Source organism: Streptomyces sp. NPDC056738 (genome assembly GCF_042790435.1).
GTDB lineage: Bacteria > Actinomycetota > Actinomycetes > Streptomycetales > Streptomycetaceae > Streptomyces.
In genome coordinates, this window is sequence record NZ_JBHTZF010000018.1 from 46,625 (window position 1) to 63,467 (window position 16,843).

A 16,843-nucleotide genomic window follows, 5' to 3' on the forward strand; every position below is an offset into this window, starting at 1 on the left:
CCGCGAGGACGGCGGGCCGCCCGTACCGGAGGATGGGGGCATGGACGACCTCACCTGGGACTACGAGGGCTACCACCCGGCGCAGGAACGCCTGCGCGAATCGCTGTGCACCCTCGGCAACGGGTACTTCGCGACCCGGGGAGCGGCCCCCGAGTGCGCGGCCGACTCCGTCCACTACCCGGGCACGTACGCGGCGGGCTGCTACAACCGGCTGACCTCACAGGTGGCCGGGCAGCAGGTCGAGAACGAGGACATGGTCAACCTCCCCAACTGGCTTCCCCTGCGCGTACGGACCGCCACCGGGACCTGGCTCACCCCCGACACCCACCGCCTGCTCGACCACCGGCTGCGCCTCGACCTGGTCGCGGGCACCCTGGAGCGTGTCTCGCGCTACGAGGACGAGGAGGGCCGGCACCTCGCCGTGCGCCAGCTCCGCCTGGTCCACATGGGCGATCCCCACCTCGCCCTGCTGCGCACGGAGCTGACGGCCGAGGGCTGGTCCGGTCCCGTCGAGATCGAGTCGGCCCTCGACGGGACCGTCACCAACAGCGGGGTCGAGCGCTATCGCTCCCTCGCCTCCCGCCACCTGACGGACGTCGGCACCGGGACCGGGAAGCCGGACACGGTCTGGCTGCGCTGCCGCACCACCGCCTCGGAGACCGGCATCGGGCTGGCCGCCAGGACCGTCACCGACGCGCCCGCCGACACCACGGACGCGCACACCCCGGGACGCGCCGCCCAGTCGCTCAGGATCACGCTCACCGACGGCCGGACCGTGACCGTGGACAAGACCGTGGCCCTCCACACCTCCCACGACCTGGCGATCAAGGACCCGCTGAACGCGGCCGTGGACCGCGTCGGGCACGCCCCGGACTTCGAGACGCTCCTGGACACCCACCGCACCGCCTGGCAGCAACTGTGGCGCACCGCCGAACTCGACGTACGCGACAGCGTGGGCTCGATCCTGCGCCTGCACCAGTTCCACCTGCTCCAGACGCTCTCCCCGCACACCGGCGAGCTCGACGTCGGCGTCCCGGCGCGCGGCCTGCACGGCGAGGCCTACCGCGGGCACGTCTTCTGGGACGAACTGTTCGTGCTGCCGTATCTGAACCTCCACTTCCCCGAGGTCTCCCGCGCCCTGCTCACCTACCGCCACCGCCGCCTGGAGCGGGCCTGCCGCGCGGCCCAGGACGCCGGCCGCACCGGCGCGATGTACCCGTGGCAGAGCGGCAGCGACGGACGGGAGGAGACCCAGCGACTCCATCTGAACCCGCGTTCCGGGCGCTGGCTGCCCGACCACTCGCACCTCCAGCACCACGTCGGATCGGCGATCGCCTACAACGTGTGGCAGTACTGCGAGGCCAGCGGCGACGCCGAGTTCCTGCACACCAAGGGCATCGAGATGCTCGTGCAGATCTCCCGCTTCTGGGCCGGCTTCGCCGAGTACGACGGCGCCCTCGGGCGGTACCGGATCCGCGGCGTAGTGGGCCCCGACGAGTACCACGACGCCTACCCGGACGCCGCCCGGCCCGGGCTCGACGACAACGCGTACACCAACGTCACCGCCGCCTGGGTGCTCTGCCGCACGCTCGACGTGCTGGGCGAGCTGCCCGAGCTGCTGCGCCGGGACCTGGTCGAGCGGACCGGCCTCGACCCCGCCGAACTCGACCTGTGGCACGAGGTGGCGAACGGACTGCACGTGCCCTTCCACGCCGGGGTCATCAGTCAGTTCGAGGGGTACGGGGACCTCGCGGAGCTCGACTGGGAGGGCTACCGGAAGCGGTACGGCGACATCCGGCGGCTCGACCGGATCCTGGAGGCCGAGGGCGACAGCGTCAACCGGTACCAGGCCTCGAAGCAGGCGGACGTGCTGATGCTGGGCTATCTCTTCTCGCCCGCCGAACTGGGCGCCCTGTTCCGAAGGCTCGGCCACGAGGTCGACGACGCCCTCTGGCGGCGCACCGTCGACCACTACCTGAGGCGTACGAGCCACGGCTCGACGCTGAGCAGCCTGGTGCACGGCTGGGTGCTGGGCCGGGCCCGGCGCGTCGAGGCATGGACCTACATCCACGAGGCGCTCCAGGGCGACATCGCCGACCTCCAGGGCGGCACCACGGCGGAGGGCATCCATCTGGGCGCGATGGCGGGCACCCTCGACCTCGTCCAGCGCGGGCTGACCGGCCTGGAGACCCGCGGCGGGGCGCTGCGGTTCGACCCGGTGCCGCTGGCCGAGCTGTCCGAGTACGGTCTGTCGATCCGCTACCGCGGTCACCGTGGAGTCCACCTGCGCCTGAGCGCGGGGCGGCTGAACGTCAGCGTGCCCGCGTCGGACGAGCCGCCGATCGACATCACCCTGGCGGACCGCACGGTCACGGTGGCACCGGGGGAGTCCTGCATGCTCACCCTGCCCGACCGGCGACCGTGACCGGCGCCGGGCACGCGCGGGGGTGAGCGGGGGCGGGACTCAGCGCCCGGAGTGGTGGCCGGCCGCTTCCGGGTGTTCGAGCTGGTTGGCGAGGACCGCGGCCTGGACGCGGCGCTGGACGCCGAGCTTGGCCAGCAGCCGGGAGATGTGGTTCTTCACCGTCTTCTCCGACAGATAGAGCTCCTTGCCGATCTCCCGGTTCGTGAGCCCGTCCCCGATCAGCGCCAGGATGTCCCGCTCGCGCGGGGAGAGGCCGGCGAGCTCCTGCGCGACGGGCGGCTCCTCGGCCGGGTCCGCCCGCAGCTTGCGCATCAGCCGGGCGGTCGTCGTGGGGTCCAGCATCGACTGGCCGGACGCGACGGTACGGACCGCCGAGATCAGGTCGGACCCCTTGATCTGCTTCAGCACGTAGCCCGACGCCCCGGCCATGATCGCGTCGAGCAGCGCCTCCTCGTCGTCGAACGACGTCAGCATCAGACAGGACAGCTCGGGCATCTGGCTGCGCAGCTCGCGGCAGACACTGATCCCGTCGCCGTCCGGCAGGCGTACGTCGAGGACGGCCACGTCGGGGCGCAGCGCGGGGCCGCGCACGAGGGCGTGCTCCACGCTGTCCGCGTCGCCGACCACCGAGATGTCCGGCTCGGCGTCCAGGAGGTCGGTCAGACCACGGCGCACCACCTCGTGGTCGTCGAGCAGGAAGACCCTGATCGGGTCGCGCTCGGAGAACGTACGCACCTCGGCCATGACGACCCCTCGTTCAGTGACGGACCCCGGATCGCGAGTCCCCTCACGTCGATCATCACGCTTCCGGCCCGGCCGCACTAGGGCCGACCGGCCCTATCCGCGTCCGCTCGCGCTCCGCGTCGCGGACAGGTCCGGAGCCCGCCGCCCGTTCTCAGCGTGCGCTGCCGCTTCCGTAGGGGGCGTACAGGTCGAGCAGCCGGGTCCGGGCCGACTGGAGCCGGTGGGCGACGATCCCTCCGACCCACGCGGTCACGGCCATCCCCAGTTCGGAATCCTCGCGGCACAGCGCCCGGACGTCCTCGGCGTCGAACTCGTAGGCGCGCACGGGACTCGTCGTCTCGGCGCCCAGATGCCAGACGTGCGGGGCGAACAGCCAGGACCAGCCGACGAGTTCGTTGTGCCCGAGCATCTCGATGACGGCCGCGCGGCGGCCCGGGACCCGCAGGTCGAGGGCCACCGTGCCGGTCCGGACGATCCAGAACCGGTCCGCGTTGCGGCCCTCTTCGAAGAGCCGGGTGCCCTCGGGGAACGACACCTCGCGGGCCAGCCCCAGGAGGCGCTCCCGGTGATCGGCGGGCAGCGCCCGCAGCATGGTGGACGTGGTGGAAGTGCTCATGATCCTGCCTCTTCCTGGCGCGTGACCCTTCCCTCTCGAATCTCCGCCCGCAGTCCGTCCGCCGCCATGGGCCGTCCGGCCCCGATGGCGGACCGCATGGCACGGGCGCGGACCGTGGGCGGAGCCGGTCACCTGGTCCCGTGTCGGGCGTGCGGCGCGGCAGGGACCTTCGGCCCGTCGTCAGGGACTCGCGGCCCCTCCGAACTCCCTTGCGGCCGCGGGACATTGAAGGCGCAACGGAGGCGATCACAGCGGAGCCCGAGACCGGGCCCCACGTCGAACACCCCTGGGAGGGATCAGCATCATGGCAGTCCACGAGCAACCTCACCGGCACACAGGGTTCCACCTTCTCCCGCGCGGGATCCGGTCGGCACAGGCGTCGGGAGAGGCCGCGAACACCTCGGCCACGACGATCCGTTCGTACGCCTTCGCGGGTCTGCGCCTCCTGACGGGCTTCGTCTTCCTGTGGGCCTTCCTCGACAAGGCCTTCGGGTTCGGCTACGCCACCCCGTCCGGCAAGGGCTGGATCGACGGCGGCTCACCCACCAGGGGATTCCTCGGCGGAGTGGCCGCCGGACCGATGGAGTCGACGTTCCACTCCTGGGCCGGTGCCGCCTGGGTGGACTGGCTGTTCATGGCGGGCCTGCTCGGCATCGGCGTCGCCCTCGTCGCCGGTGTCGCCCTGCGGCTCGCCGCGGTCGCCGGCGCGGTGATGATGGCGTTCATGTGGCTCGCCGAATGGCCGCCGGCCCGCCATCTGTCCGACGGCTCGCCGAGCATGTCGCCCAACCCCTTCGTCGACTACCACGTGATCTACGCGGTCGTCCTCGTGGCGCTCGCCGTCGCGGGCGCCGGCGCCACCTGGGGTCTGGGCCGCCTGTGGGAGCGGCTTCCCGTGGTGAGCCGGAGCCCCTGGCTGCGGTGACCGCGACCGCACCCCCGCGGCACCCCCGCGGCACCCCCGCGGCGCCCTCGCGACGACATGAGGGCGCCGCGGTCGGACGCGTCGTCGCACGGGGGACATGAAGTCCCTGCCCGGGAGCATGAAGTCCCTTCTCACATGGGCCGGTTGGCCCCCGCCGAGGACCAGCGGCCCCTCCTCCGGGCCCGCGCGCGACGCGAGACTCGTCCTGCATCCCCAAGGAGGTCCCCAGATGTCCCGCACCATCGTCGTCGGTCTCGACGGCTCGCCCGAAAGCCTCGCCGCAACCGAGTGGGCGGCCGGTGAAGCCCGGCGCACGGACGCCCGGCTGCACCTCGTGCACGCCTGGCTGTGGCATCCCTACGTGTACGGCCTCCCGGCGGGCGTCGCGGTTCCGCCGCCGTCGGAGGACCCGCAGCGGGAGTGGGCGGAGCGTCTCCCGCACGAGACCGCGGTCAAGCTCGCCGCGGACCACCCCGGTCTGTCCGTCACCGCGGAGCGCGTCGCCGAGCAGCCGGTCGCCGCGCTCCTGGCCGCCGCCGAGGGCGCCGAGCTGCTGGTGCTCGGGTCCCGGGGCCTCGGCGGCGTCGCCGGCTTCCTGACCGGGTCCGTGGCACAGGCCGTGGTGGCCCGGAGCCGGACACCGGTCGTTCTCGTACGAGCCGACGGGCCGCCGGCCGCCGAGGACGCCCCCGGGCGCGAGGAGGTCGTGCTCGGCCTCGACCTGGAGCACCCGGACGCCGCCGTGATCGGGTTCGCCTTCCGGGCGGCGGCCCACAGGGCGACCGGCCTGCACGTCATCCACGGCTGGAGCCCGCCGCCGTACTACGGCTACGGCGGCGCCTTCGACGCGGACGTCAACGCGGACCTGCTCACCGAGGCGCAGCGCCGGCTCGCCGAGACACTGGCCCCCTGGCGGGAGAAGTTCCCGGCGGTCGAGGTGCGCCGGCAGGCCGTGATCGGCGGCGCGGGGCCGCATCTCGTGGAGGCCTCGCGCGACGCCGCGCTGGTCGTGGTCGGCCGCCGGAACCGGCAGTCCCCGGTGGGCGGTCACATCGGTCCGGTGACCCAGGCGGTGCTGCACCACTCCACGGCACCGGTGGCGGTCGTCCCGCACGACTGACGGCCCGGAACGGCGGACGGCTCGGTGTCCCGCGGTACGGACCGCGGGACACCTGGCGTCAGGGCGTCTTGTGCCCCCACTGCGGGCCGAGCCGTTCCCACTCGCGCTCCCAGCGGTTGTAGCGCCCCTGGTCGAGCCGCCACCGGGCGAGTCCGCCGGCGCCGAAGACCAGACCGCACAGGGCCACGGCGGCGCCGATGCCCAGCAGGGTGGACTCGGTGGCCGCGGCGCTCGTGGTGGGCGGTGCCGTGGTGGGCCGGCCCCGCTCGTCCAGCCAGATCACCACGTGCGATCCGGCCTTGTGCCCGGATTCCACCAGGGCACTGCCGACGCGCGGCGCCCCGTTCGCGGCGGTCCATCTGACCGTCGCCCGGACATGGTCGTAGACCGCGCTCTCCCCGGCGGGAACCGCCGATCCCGTACCGGCGACCAGGACGGCCGGGACGGCGTGCCGGTCGTGGCGCAGCCGCGTGAAGGATTCGTCGGCGGCGTGGGCCGTCACCAGTCCGGCGAGGATGCCGCCCAGCACCATCACCGTCCAGACGATCAGCACGATCCACGCCTCGAAGACGTCGTCACGGCGACGCAGCGGATTCCTCCGCCAGCGCCAGCACCACTGCCTCGCACTCTGTGCTCCGCGCATGGCACCGCACCTCCTCGTTACACCCCAACAGTGCAAGGGGATCGCTGTGCGCGCGAGCGGTGGCAGAGGTCTTCCGGTCCCGAGATGGGGCCCGATCGGCCCATGCGCGCGGCATCTTCCCCGGTCAGGGTGGATGTACGAGCCCGATTCGCGTTCTGGACGAGCCGTTGGCGAGGCGATGCCCGTCCTGGCCGCCGGGACGTTCCACTCGTCGGGACACTCCGTTCGTGGAGGCCTCCACCCGCGCTCGTGGAGCCCTTTACCGCCGGGGAGGCCCCGCCGGAAGGGTAGTGATGGTGATGTCCGAGCAGACACGAAGCGTCATGATGGATGACACGCGACCGGCGACCGGAGCGGGAGACGTCGGGCGGCGCATCGCCGCGCGGCGGGAGGAACTCGGCCTGACCCGGCAGGACACGGCCGTGCGCGCGGGGGTCGCGGCGGGTTACCTCCGGTATCTGGAGCAGCAGCCCAACGCGACCCCCGGGACGAGCGCCCTGATCCGGATCGCGGACGCCCTCGACACCAGCGTCGCGGCTCTGCACGGCGCCGGGACCGGCCGGCCGCCGGGCCCCGGCCGGGCCGCCGCTCACTCCGAGCTGATCGAACTCGACCCCGCGGAGTGCCGGGCACGGCTGTCGACGCACGGCGTCGGAAGGATCGCCGCCCACACGACCGACGGACTGGTCGTCCTTCCGGTCAACTACAGCGTCGTCGACGGGGCGGTCGCCTTCAGGACGGCGCCCGGTTCGGTGCTCGCCGCGGCGGTCGGGGCGCACGTCGCCTTCGAGGTGGATCACATCGACGAGGCCCTCAGCCAGGGCTGGAGCGTGCTCGTCCAGGGACGCGCCCGTGCCGTGACCGGCGCCGACGTGGTCCGGCGGTTCGACGCCCTCGCCCACAGCCGTCCCTGGGCGGGCGGCGCGGAACGCGACCTGTGGGTGCGCGTCGACGAGGACAGGATCTCGGGCCGCCGGATCGTCGTCCACTGACGCGGGCCCCGACGCATGAGAGGTGGCTCCGCTGATGCATCCCGAAGACGGTTTCCGTGAACTCGGCCGGCAGGAGTGCCTGGACCGGCTCGGCCGCGCGCCGATCGGCAGGGTGGTCCACACGCGGGACGCCCTGCCCGCCGTCCTGCCGGTCAATTTCAGTCTCGACCCGGGGTCCGCCGTCGTGCTGCGGACGTCGGCCGACTCGGAACTGGCCCGCTCCATCGACGGCGTGGTGGTGGCGTTCGAGGCCGACGCGGTGGACGCGGCCGCGCACTCCGGCTGGAGCGTGGTCGTCACGGGCCGCGCCCAGGTGGTGAGCGACCCCGCCGAACACGACCGCCTCACCCGGACCGGACCCCACTCCTGGGTGGCCTCGCCCCACGACGTCTTCATCCGGATCACGTCCGAACTGGTCACCGGACGCGAGCTCGTGGGAGGGCGCACGCTGTACGGGGTCGATCTGCCCACCTGACCCCCGGGGCCGAACGGCCCGGTCGCAAGGCCCTTCGGCGACCGCGCCGGTACCCTCCGGCCCTCGTCGGGACCACCGCGGAGGACAACCATCGAAGGTGCGGAGAGCGCGGAAGGCGCCGACCGTCCGACGTGCGAGGGAGACCGGCGATGACGACAACGATGACGGCCGAGGGCCGGACGGCCCCTGCATGGCAGGGCTTCGCGGGAACGTCGTGGCGCGAGCGGATCGACGTGCGCGACTTCATCCAGGCCAACTACACGCCGTACGAAGGAGACGCGTCCTTCCTGACGGGACCGACGGACCGCACCCGGGCCGTCTGGGGCACGGTCGGCGCGCTCTTCCCCGAGGAGCGCGCGAGGGGAATCCTCGACGTCGACACCGCGACCCCGTCCACGATCACCTCACACGCCCCCGGATACATCGACCGCGAGCGGGAGCTGATCGTCGGCCTCCAGACCGACGCGCCGCTGAAGCGCGCCATCATGCCCAACGGCGGTCTGCGCATGGTCGAGAACGGACTGAAGGCGTACGGCTACGAACCGGACCCGTTCGTCACCAAGGTCTTCGGGACCTACCGCAAGACCCACAACGACGGCGTCTTCGACGCGTACACCCCCGCGATGCGCGCCGCCCGCAAGGCCGGCATCATCACCGGCCTGCCCGACGCGTACGGCCGGGGCCGCATCATCGGCGACTACCGGCGCGTGGCGCTGTACGGCACGGACCGGCTCATCGCCGCGAAGCGCGCCGAACGCGCCGGTCTGGACGCCGCGCCGTCCACCGAGCACATCATCCGCGACCGCGAGGAACTCGCCGAGCAGATCAAGGCGCTGGGCGAACTGACCCGGATGGCCGCCACGTACGGCTGCGACGTCGCACGACCCGCGGCCACCGCCCACGAGGCCGTGCAGTGGCTCTACCTCGGCTATCTCGCCGCCGTGAAGGAACAGAACGGCGCGGCGATGTCCCTGGGCCGCACCTCCACGTTCCTGGACGTCTACCTCCAACGCGACCTGGACGCCGGAGTCCTAGACGAGACCCGTGCCCAGGAACTGATCGACGACTTCGTGATCAAGCTGCGCATCGTACGGTTCCTGCGCACACCCGAGTACGACGCGCTGTTCTCCGGAGACCCGACCTGGGTCACGGAGTCCATCGGCGGCATCGGCGAGGACGGCCGCACGCTCGTCACCCGCACCTCGTTCCGCTTCCTGCAGACCCTGTACAACCTGGGACCGGCCCCCGAGCCCAACCTCACCGTCCTCTGGTCGCCCCGACTCCCCTCCGGCTTCAAGGAGTTCTGCGCCAGGGCCTCCATCGACACCAGTGCCGTCCAGTACGAGTCCGACGACCTGATGCGGCCCCGCACCGGCGACGACACCGCGATCGCCTGCTGCGTCTCCGCGATGGCGGTCGGCCGGCAGATGCAGTTCTTCGGCGCCCGCGTCAACCTCGCCAAGGCGCTGCTGTACGCCGTCAACGGCGGCCGGGACGAGATCACCGGCGAGCGAATCGCCCCCGAGACCCCGCCCCTGTCGGGGGAGTACCTGGACTACGAGGAGCTGACCCGGGCGTACGACGTCATGCTGGACTGGCTGGCGGAGACCTATGTCAACGCCCTCAACGTCATTCACTACATGCACGACAGGTACGCCTACGAACGCGTCGAGATGGCGCTCCACGACCATCCCGTGCACCGCTTCATGGCCTGCGGCATCGCCGGACTGTCCGTGGCCGTCGACAGCCTCTCCGCCGTCAAGTACGCCCGGGTCAGGGTGATCCGCGACGGGAGCGGTCTGGCCGTCGACTACGAGACCGAGGGCGCGTACCCGGCGTACGGCAACAACGACGACCGCGCCGACGCCATCGCCGTCGGCCTCGTGGACTCCTTCATGACGAAGGTGCGCGAACACCCCACCTACCGGGACGCCGAACACACGCAGTCCGTGCTGACGATCACCTCGAACGTCGTCTACGGCAAGCACACCGGCAACACGCCGGACGGCCGTCGCGCGGGAGCGCCCTTCGCGCCCGGCGCGAACCCGATGAACGGCCGCGACCGGCACGGGGTGGCCGCCTCCGCCCTCTCCGTCGCCAAGCTGCCCTACGAGCACGCCCGCGACGGCATCTCGCTGACGACGACGATCACCCCGGAGGGCCTGGGACACGTGCCCGCCGAGCGCCCCGGCCATCTGGTCGGCATTCTGGACGGCTACATGGCCTCCGGCGGCTTCCACATGAACGTCAACGTCCTGGACCGGGCGACCCTGGAGGACGCGATGGAGCACCCGGACAAGTACCCGGAGCTGACCATCCGGGTCTCCGGGTACGCCGTCAACTTCGTCCGCCTGACCCGTGAACAGCAGCTCGACGTCATCAGCCGCACCTTCCACGGAACGCTGTGAGGACGGCCACGACGGGCCGGATCCACTCCTGGGACCTGTCCACCGGCGTGGACGGTCCCGGGACCCGGTTCGTCCTCTTCGTCAGCGGCTGCCCGCTGCGCTGTCTCTACTGCGCGAACCCCGACACCTGGCACATGCGCGACGGCCGGGAGGCCACCGTCGACGAGGTGATGGCCGAGATCGAGAAGTACCGGCCGTTCGTCACCGCCGCCGGGGGAGGGGTGACCGTGACGGGCGGCGAGCCCCTCCTCCAGCCCGCCTTCACCGCGGCGGTGCTGCGCCGCTGCAGGGAGGCCGGACTGCACACGGCCCTGGACACCTCCGGGTTCCTCGGCGCCCGCGCCACCGACCGGCTCCTCGCGGACACCGATCTGGTGCTCCTCGACATCAAGTCCTTCGACGCCGACGCCTACCGCAAGCTCACCGGCGGCGCACTCGCCCCCACACTCGACTTCGCCACACGACTCGATCGCCTCGGCGTCCCGGTGTGGATCCGCTACGTCCTCGTCCCCGGCCACACCGACGCGCCCGAGCCCATCGAGGGACTCGCCTGGTTCCTCTCCGGGCTCGGCAACGTCGACCGCGTGGACGTCCTCCCCTTCCACAAGCTGGGCGCCGCCAAGTACGAAGCCCTGGGCATCCCCTTCCCGCTGCGGGACATCCCCGTGCCCGGACCCGACCTGACCGAACGCGTCCGGGGCCAGTTCAGGTCCCAAGGACTGACCGCGCACTGACCTCCGCGCGGGGAAAATCCCGGGCCGATCCACCGCGACCCGGGGCAGGATGCCCCTGTGAACCACGTCCTGAGCGGTCTCGCCGCCAACCCGGCCCTGCCCTCCGAACTGGTCGACCGGCTGATCGCGGTCGCGGACGGGGACCTCGCCCGAGACCTCGCCGGCCGGGAGGACCTCAGCCACGCACAGGCGGTCGCCCTCTTCGCGCGCGACCCGGACTGCGGCGTGCCGCTCGCCCACGCCGGGAGGCTGACGGCCGCCGACGTCGATCCGGTCACCCGGCCGGACACCGCCCTCGCCCTGCTCGACGAGGGGTCCGGCAACCCCGACTGGGCGCGCCTTTTCGCGGGCGACCCGATGTCGGAGCGCCGGGAGAAGCTGGCGGCCTGTCCGGGCCTTCCGGCCGACGTGGTGGACAGGCTCGCCGCGGACCCGGATCCCGGCGTCGTCGCGGAACTCGCGCTGTGGACCACACCGGAGACGGCCGCGCGGCTCGCGGAGCATCCGCACGCCCTGGTCCGCCGCGCGGTGGTGTGCAACGAGGCGACACCCCCGGACGTACTGGCCGCGCTCCTCACCGGAGAAGGACTGCCGCCCGCGCGGCACTGCCGCGTCTGCGACCGCGAGGCGACCCCCTTCACCCACGATCCGGAATGCCCCCGGACGGACTGCGACCTGGGTCCGGGTGACTCCTGCGACGGTTCCCACGAGTCGGCCGTCCACGGGATGCGGATCGCGGCGCTCGGCAATCCGGCCACGCCCACGGAAGCGGCCGCCGGCTTCGCGGACCACCCTTCGGTGCTGCTGCGCCTGACGCTCGCCGCCCGCGAGGACCTGCCCCCGCAGGTGTGCGCCCGGCTCGCCACGGACCCCGTGCCCGGCGTCCGTGGTGACCTCGCCGAGAACCCCGCGATCGGCGAGGACGTCATCCGCGTACTGGCGCGGGACGGCGACGTATCGGTACGCCGGGGCCTCGCGCGGCATCCCCGCGTCCCGTTCGACGTGCTCACCGAACTGGCCCGGACCGCCAAGGTCGGGGCCACGCTCGCTCCCCGTGTCGCCGCCGCGACGCCCGCCGAGCTCGCGGACCTGGCCCGGTCGCCGGACCCGGCGGCCCGCATGCTCGCGGCCCAACACCGTGACCTGCCGCCCGGGATACGCGACGCGCTGGCAAGTGACGCCGACGCGAAGGTGGTCAAGGCCGTCGCGCCACACCCCGGCCTCTCCGAAGGACAGTTGAGGGCGATGGCCGACCGGCACGGAGTCCGGGTGCTCGCCAGGGTGGCGGCCAACCCCGGTGCGAGTCCGGGTCTGTTGGAACACCTGACCCGTCAGGCGCCACCGGTGCCGAAGGCCCTCCGGGAGGTCGCCCGGCACCCGAACGCGCCGGTCGAAGCCCTGCTCTCCTGCCTCGCGGACGACCGGGCGAGGCCCGTGGCCGCCGCGCACCCGGCCCTGCCGCCGGCGGTGATCGTGGACCTGCTCGCCGACCCCGACCGGCAGGTGGCGGAAGCGGCGGCAGCCAACCCGTCCCTGCCGCCCGCCGTGATGGCGCGACTCGTGACCGCGGCCGACGAGACCCGCGCGAGCGCCGGTCGAGACGTCCGGCGGTCATGACGGGCGGGGCCGGACCTCCGTCACGACGGGGCGGGGCGGTCCATCCGTCACGACCGGGCGGGCCGTGCGTCCGTCGCAACGGATGCACGGCCCGCCCCGCGCTCAGTCATCTCCCGACCGGATTCACAGCATCTCGGTCTCGCCGCGGGACGCCTCGCCCCACAGCGTGTGGAAGCTGCCCTGACGGTCGGTGCGCCGGTAGGTGTGGGCACCGAAGAAGTCGCGCTGGCCCTGGGTGAGGGCGGCCGGCAGGCGGTCGGCGCGCAGCGTGTCGTAGTAGGACAGCGCCGCCGAGAACGCGGGCACCGGGACGCCCCTGCGGGTGGCGATGGAGACGACCTCGCGCCACGGGACCTGGGCGTCCTTGATCTCGGTGGCGAACCCCGCGTCGGACAGCAGGCTCACCAGGCCCGGGTCGACGGCGTACGCGGCGCGGATGCGGTCGAGGAACGCCGCGCGGATGATGCAGCCGCCGCGCCAGATCTTCGCCACCTCACCGAGGTCGATGTCCCAGCCGTACTCGGCGGCGGCGTCCAGGATCATCTTCCAGCCCTGGTCGTAGGCGATCAGCTTCGAGGCGTACAGGGCGTGTTCGACCTGGCTGGTGAAGCGCTCGGCCTCGGTCCCGGACAGGTCCCAGTGGGTGCCGCCGGGCAGACCGCGGTAGGCGGAGCGCAGCGCGTCCTGGCTGGAGGCGGCGCGGGCGAAGGTGGCCTGCGCGATGGCGGTGACCGGGGAGCCGAGGTCCAGGGCGGTCTGCACGGTCCAGCGGCCGGTGCCCTTCTGCCCCGCGGCGTCCACCACGATGTCGACGAAGGGCTCCCCGGTGGCGGCGTCCGTGTGCGCGAGCACCTCGGCGGTGATCTCGATGAGGTACGAGTCGAGGCGGCCCTTGTTCCAGCGCCGGAAGATCTCCGCTATCTGCGGCGGCGTGTAGCCCCCGACGCGGCGGAGCAGGTCGTAGGCCTCGCCGATCAACTGCATGTCGGCGTACTCGATGCCGTTGTGCACCATCTTGACGAAGTGACCGGCGCCGTCGGTGCCGATGTGCGTGGCACAGGGCTCGCCGTCCACCTTGGCGCTGATCGACTCGAACATCGGGCCCAGCGAGGCGTACGACTCGGGGGAGCCGCCGGGCATGATGCTCGGCCCGTTGAGGGCGCCCTCCTCGCCGCCGGACACGCCCGCGCCGACGAAGTGGATGCCGCGCTCGCGCAGCGACTGCTCACGCCGGCGGGTGTCGGAGAAGTGGGCGTTGCCCCCGTCGATGATCATGTCGCCGGTCTCGAGCAGCGGCGCGAACTCCTCGATGACGGCGTCGGTGGCCGCACCCGCCTGCACCATGATCATGAGGCGGCGCGGGCGCTCCAGCGCCGCCACGAAGTCCTCGGCCGACTCGGCCGCGACGAAGGCGCCCTCGTGTCCGAACTCCTCGACCAGTGCCTTGGTGCGCGCGGGTGTGCGGTTGTGGACGGCGACGGTGTAGCCGTTCCGGGCGAAGTTGCGGGCCAGATTGCGGCCCATCACGGCGAGCCCTGTGACGCCGATCTGTGCGGTCGCCTTCATGGTGTGCTCCTTGGATCCGGATCTGCCTGTCCGCGTACCTGACGGGCGAGCAGACGACTGTCGCTGTGCCGATCAGTACGCCGCCAGGAGCCCAGGTGTTCACCTTTCGGCACAGGAGCTGTGGGGGGACGGCGGAACGGGTGCCGGCCGCCGGGCGCCGGGGCGCGCCGAGGTCAGCCGTCCCGGCGCAGCCGCCATCCGTGGTCCACCGGTCCGATGCCGGCGCCGAGCGCGAAACCGGCCTCGATCGCGGCGGTCACGTAGGCCTTGGCCCGCCGTACCGCCTCCGGCACGTCGAGGCCCTCGGCCAGTCCCACCGCGACGGCCGAGGCGAGCGTGCAGCCCGTGCCGTGCGTGTGCCGGTTGTCGTGGCGGGGCGCGCGCAGCCAGTGCTCGGCGGTTCCGTCGGTGAGCAGGTCGACGGCCTGGCCCGGCAGATGACCGCCCTTCACCAGCACCCAGCGGGGACCGAACGCGAGCAGCAGGTCGGCGGCCCGGCGCATGTCCGGCTCGCCGTCCACCTTCACGCCGGTGAGCTGGGCGACCTCGTCGAGATTCGGGGTGGCCACGGTCGCGCGCGGCAGCAGCCGGGTCCGTACGGCGTCCAGGGCGTCGTCGGCCAGCAGCCGGTCACCGTGCTTGGAGACGCTCACCGGGTCCACGACGACCGGGGCGCCCACGTCGGTCAGCAACTCGGCGACGGTGGTGACGAGTTCGGGCGAGGAGAGCATCCCCGTCTTCACCGCCTGGACGCCGATGTCGTCGACGACGCTGCGGTACTGGGCCCGTACCGCTTCCTCGGACAGTTCCCAGGCCCCCTGCACGCCCACGGAGTTCTGCGCGGTCACCGCGGTGAGCACGCTCATCCCGTGGGCGCCCAGCGCGAGCATGGTCTTGAGGTCGGCCTGGATTCCGGCGCCTCCGCCGGAGTCGGATCCGGCGATCGTCAGGACGCGGGGAGGGGTGGTCATGGGGTGTTCCTCTCGGAAACGGCTTCGGGCACGGGGGCCCTGACCGGCTGAGCGACGGGCGGCCCTCAGACGCGGCGGCGCAGCCGCAGCGGGGCGTAGAGGGCGAGGGCGACGAGGAACGCCACGTAGTAGGAGAGATCGGCGCCGTGCAGTGCGTCGGCCACCGGACCGACGTACAGGCTCGTGTCCATGAACGGCACGGCCGCGCCGAACGCCGCGACGAAGGCCACCAGCGAGGGCCACGCCGGGCGCGGACGGGAGAGCTCGGCGGCGACGTCCACCGGGGCGCCTCCGCGCTCCCGCTTCCGGGCGATCCAGTCGACGACGACGATCGCGACGAACCCGGGAATCCAACAGCCCACGAACAGCAGCACGTTCTGGAAACGCGCCGTCGTGTCGGCGGCGTGCATCCACAGCACCAGCGGGAAGCCGAGCGCCGCGGCCAGGGCCGCCGCGACCGGTCGCGGGATCCGCACCCCCAGGGTCTGGAGGGCCAGCGAACCGCTGTAGTCGTTCATCGCGTTGCTGCACACGGCGGCCAGCGCCACGGCCAGCAGCCCGAACGCGCCCGCGGCACCGCCGCCCAGCAGCACGTCCACGCCCGCCGCCGTCTGGTCGGTCAGCACCGAGGCACCCCACAGTCCGAGGACCTGCACGGCGACGAAGGAGGCGACGAGTCCGAGCAGGGTGCACCAGAACATGCGCGGGCGGGACGTCGTCCGCGGCAGATAGCGGCTGAAGTCACCGGCGTACGGCGCCCAGGACAGCGACAGGCTCAGCGCGATGGTGCTGGTGAGGACGAACGCGCCGGCACGGTCGGCGCCGGTGGCGGACCCGGTCGTCGCGGGGTGGACCCCGTCGAGCATCCGCCAGGCGATCACCGCGAAGGCCACGGCGAGCACGAACGTCATGACGATCTGGAGGCGGTGGATCGCCTCGTAGCCGAGGACACCGAGCGCCCCCTGCGCGGCCATCATGACCAGGACGCCGAGCCAGAACGGCCAGCCGCACAGCCGTGCCAGCGCGTCCCCGCCGAACAGGCCGATCAGCGCGTCCCAGGCGACCGAGGACAGCCACTGGAGCGTGCCGGGAAGCACCACGGACGGGCCGAACGCCAGCCGTGCGAGGGGGAGTTGGCCCGTACCCGTGAGGCCGCCCCAGGTGCTGAGGTAGGCGGTGGGCAGCGCGCCGAGCACGGTCCCGAGGACGACCGCGGCGAGCGCGGTGGTGAAGTCGAGGCCGAGCGCGATCCCGATCGTGCCGGTGAACACGCCCGTCATCGTCAGGTTCGGCGCGAACCAGACGGTGAAGAGGCGTCCCGCCCCGCCGTACCGGTTGCTCTCGGGGACCGGTTCGATGCCGTGGCCCTCCACGCGGAGGTCGCCGGGTGCGGCCGGCATCCGTCCGTCGAAGACGGCAGGCCGGCTGTCGGCGGGCAGCCCGCCGGGAACATGCGCCAATGGCATGAAGACATCCCTCCGCCAGTATGAACTGGTTCAGGTTCGACGGGTGTGATCTCAGCCCTCGGACGGGGCACCCCGTGTCCGGTACGACGGACACCCTAACCGTTCCCCGCGACGCGGCGGCAGGGGGTCCTCACTCGCCCG

Annotated in this window: 14 protein-coding genes and 1 riboswitch; of the genes, 8 read left to right on the top strand and 6 right to left on the bottom strand. The window is 72.6% G+C overall.

Features of this window, described 5'->3' with window-relative positions:
• Positions 1 to 40: 40 nt before the first annotated feature.
• The gene (locus ACFRIC_RS35605) at positions 41 to 2,425 is read left to right on the top strand and encodes a glycoside hydrolase family 65 protein (protein ID WP_382794877.1); all 2,385 of its coding nucleotides are present in this window, start codon (positions 41 to 43) and stop codon (positions 2,423 to 2,425) included.
• A gap of 39 nt (positions 2,426 to 2,464) precedes the next feature.
• Here ACFRIC_RS35605 and ACFRIC_RS35610 read toward each other — a convergent pair whose 3' ends face one another.
• Both ACFRIC_RS35610 and ACFRIC_RS35615 read right to left on the bottom strand, forming a co-directional pair.
• Positions 2,465 to 3,169, bottom strand: a complete 705-nt coding sequence (locus ACFRIC_RS35610) for a response regulator (protein WP_382794880.1) — start codon at positions 3,167 to 3,169, stop codon at positions 2,465 to 2,467.
• 151 nt (positions 3,170 to 3,320) lie between these two features.
• Complete coding sequence (locus ACFRIC_RS35615) at positions 3,321 to 3,785, bottom strand: Crp/Fnr family transcriptional regulator (RefSeq protein WP_382794883.1); 465 nt, start codon at positions 3,783 to 3,785, stop codon at positions 3,321 to 3,323.
• A gap of 304 nt (positions 3,786 to 4,089) precedes the next feature.
• Here ACFRIC_RS35615 and ACFRIC_RS35620 point away from each other — a divergent pair, with 304 nt between their 5' ends.
• Together ACFRIC_RS35620 and ACFRIC_RS35625 are read left to right on the top strand one after the other, a co-directional pair.
• The gene (locus ACFRIC_RS35620; protein WP_382794886.1) at positions 4,090 to 4,710 is read left to right on the top strand and encodes a hypothetical protein; all 621 of its coding nucleotides are present in this window, start codon (positions 4,090 to 4,092) and stop codon (positions 4,708 to 4,710) included.
• Between the two features lie 229 nt (positions 4,711 to 4,939).
• Positions 4,940 to 5,830: a universal stress protein gene (locus ACFRIC_RS35625; RefSeq protein ID WP_382794889.1), complete on the top strand. Its 891-nt coding sequence runs from the start codon at positions 4,940 to 4,942 to the stop codon at positions 5,828 to 5,830.
• Between the two features lie 58 nt (positions 5,831 to 5,888).
• Here ACFRIC_RS35625 and ACFRIC_RS35630 read toward each other — a convergent pair whose 3' ends face one another.
• Positions 5,889 to 6,473, bottom strand: coding sequence for a hypothetical protein (locus ACFRIC_RS35630; protein WP_382794891.1), 585 nt, complete (start codon positions 6,471 to 6,473; stop codon positions 5,889 to 5,891).
• A gap of 323 nt (positions 6,474 to 6,796) precedes the next feature.
• On the opposite strand from ACFRIC_RS35630, the gene ACFRIC_RS35635 reads away from it, so the two are divergent.
• The 5 genes from ACFRIC_RS35635 (at position 6,797) to ACFRIC_RS35655 (ending at position 12,699) form a co-directional block, all read left to right on the top strand.
• On the top strand, positions 6,797 to 7,465 hold the full coding sequence (locus ACFRIC_RS35635) for a helix-turn-helix domain-containing protein (RefSeq protein WP_382794895.1): 669 nt from the start codon (positions 6,797 to 6,799) through the stop codon (positions 7,463 to 7,465).
• Positions 7,466 to 7,499: 34 nt separating this feature from the next.
• Positions 7,500 to 7,940, top strand: coding sequence for a pyridoxamine 5'-phosphate oxidase family protein (locus tag ACFRIC_RS35640; RefSeq protein ID WP_382794898.1), 441 nt, complete (start codon positions 7,500 to 7,502; stop codon positions 7,938 to 7,940).
• Between the two features lie 149 nt (positions 7,941 to 8,089).
• The gene (gene pflB, locus ACFRIC_RS35645; protein ID WP_382794901.1) at positions 8,090 to 10,348 is read left to right on the top strand and encodes a formate C-acetyltransferase; all 2,259 of its coding nucleotides are present in this window, start codon (positions 8,090 to 8,092) and stop codon (positions 10,346 to 10,348) included.
• Complete coding sequence (pflA, locus tag ACFRIC_RS35650) at positions 10,345 to 11,082, top strand: pyruvate formate-lyase-activating protein (RefSeq protein WP_382794904.1); 738 nt, start codon at positions 10,345 to 10,347, stop codon at positions 11,080 to 11,082. The genes pflB and pflA overlap by 4 nt, the downstream gene beginning before the upstream one ends.
• A gap of 57 nt (positions 11,083 to 11,139) precedes the next feature.
• On the top strand, positions 11,140 to 12,699 hold the full coding sequence (locus ACFRIC_RS35655) for a hypothetical protein (protein ID WP_382794906.1): 1,560 nt from the start codon (positions 11,140 to 11,142) through the stop codon (positions 12,697 to 12,699).
• Positions 12,700 to 12,822: 123 nt separating this feature from the next.
• Here the strand turns inward: ACFRIC_RS35655 and gndA are convergent, their stop codons facing one another.
• The 3 genes from gndA to ACFRIC_RS35670 all read right to left on the bottom strand — a co-directional run bounded on the left by gndA (position 12,823) and on the right by ACFRIC_RS35670 (position 16,702).
• Positions 12,823 to 14,265: an NADP-dependent phosphogluconate dehydrogenase gene (gndA, locus tag ACFRIC_RS35660; protein ID WP_382794909.1), complete on the bottom strand. Its 1,443-nt coding sequence runs from the start codon at positions 14,263 to 14,265 to the stop codon at positions 12,823 to 12,825.
• Positions 14,266 to 14,438: 173 nt separating this feature from the next.
• Positions 14,439 to 15,236, bottom strand: coding sequence for a bifunctional hydroxymethylpyrimidine kinase/phosphomethylpyrimidine kinase (gene thiD / locus ACFRIC_RS35665; RefSeq protein WP_382794912.1), 798 nt, complete (start codon positions 15,234 to 15,236; stop codon positions 14,439 to 14,441).
• 65 nt (positions 15,237 to 15,301) lie between these two features.
• The gene (locus ACFRIC_RS35670) at positions 15,302 to 16,702 is read right to left on the bottom strand and encodes a purine-cytosine permease family protein (RefSeq protein WP_382794917.1); all 1,401 of its coding nucleotides are present in this window, start codon (positions 16,700 to 16,702) and stop codon (positions 15,302 to 15,304) included.
• Positions 16,693 to 16,787, bottom strand: a riboswitch (TPP riboswitch). Its footprint overlaps the gene before it by 10 nt.
• Positions 16,788 to 16,843 lie beyond the last annotated feature (56 nt).

Excerpts from the sequence above, each read along its gene's own strand:
- thiD (WP_382794912.1), bottom strand. The coding sequence starts at position 15,236 with ATGACCACCCCTCCCCGCGTCCTGACGATCGCCGGATCCGACTCCGGC.
- ACFRIC_RS35670 (WP_382794917.1), bottom strand. The coding sequence starts at position 16,702 with ATGCCATTGGCGCATGTTCCCGGCGGGCTGCCCGCCGACAGCCGGCCT.
- ACFRIC_RS35620 (WP_382794886.1), top strand. The coding sequence starts at position 4,090 with ATGGCAGTCCACGAGCAACCTCACCGGCACACAGGGTTCCACCTTCTC.
- ACFRIC_RS35615 (WP_382794883.1), bottom strand. The coding sequence starts at position 3,785 with ATGAGCACTTCCACCACGTCCACCATGCTGCGGGCGCTGCCCGCCGAT.
- ACFRIC_RS35610 (WP_382794880.1), bottom strand. The coding sequence starts at position 3,169 with ATGGCCGAGGTGCGTACGTTCTCCGAGCGCGACCCGATCAGGGTCTTC.
- ACFRIC_RS35640 (WP_382794898.1), top strand. The coding sequence starts at position 7,500 with ATGCATCCCGAAGACGGTTTCCGTGAACTCGGCCGGCAGGAGTGCCTG.
- ACFRIC_RS35625 (WP_382794889.1), top strand. The coding sequence starts at position 4,940 with ATGTCCCGCACCATCGTCGTCGGTCTCGACGGCTCGCCCGAAAGCCTC.
- ACFRIC_RS35605 (WP_382794877.1), top strand. The coding sequence starts at position 41 with ATGGACGACCTCACCTGGGACTACGAGGGCTACCACCCGGCGCAGGAA.
- ACFRIC_RS35630 (WP_382794891.1), bottom strand. The coding sequence starts at position 6,473 with ATGCGCGGAGCACAGAGTGCGAGGCAGTGGTGCTGGCGCTGGCGGAGG.
- gndA (WP_382794909.1), bottom strand. The coding sequence starts at position 14,265 with ATGAAGGCGACCGCACAGATCGGCGTCACAGGGCTCGCCGTGATGGGC.
- ACFRIC_RS35635 (WP_382794895.1), top strand. The coding sequence starts at position 6,797 with ATGATGGATGACACGCGACCGGCGACCGGAGCGGGAGACGTCGGGCGG.
- pflB (WP_382794901.1), top strand. The coding sequence starts at position 8,090 with ATGACGACAACGATGACGGCCGAGGGCCGGACGGCCCCTGCATGGCAG.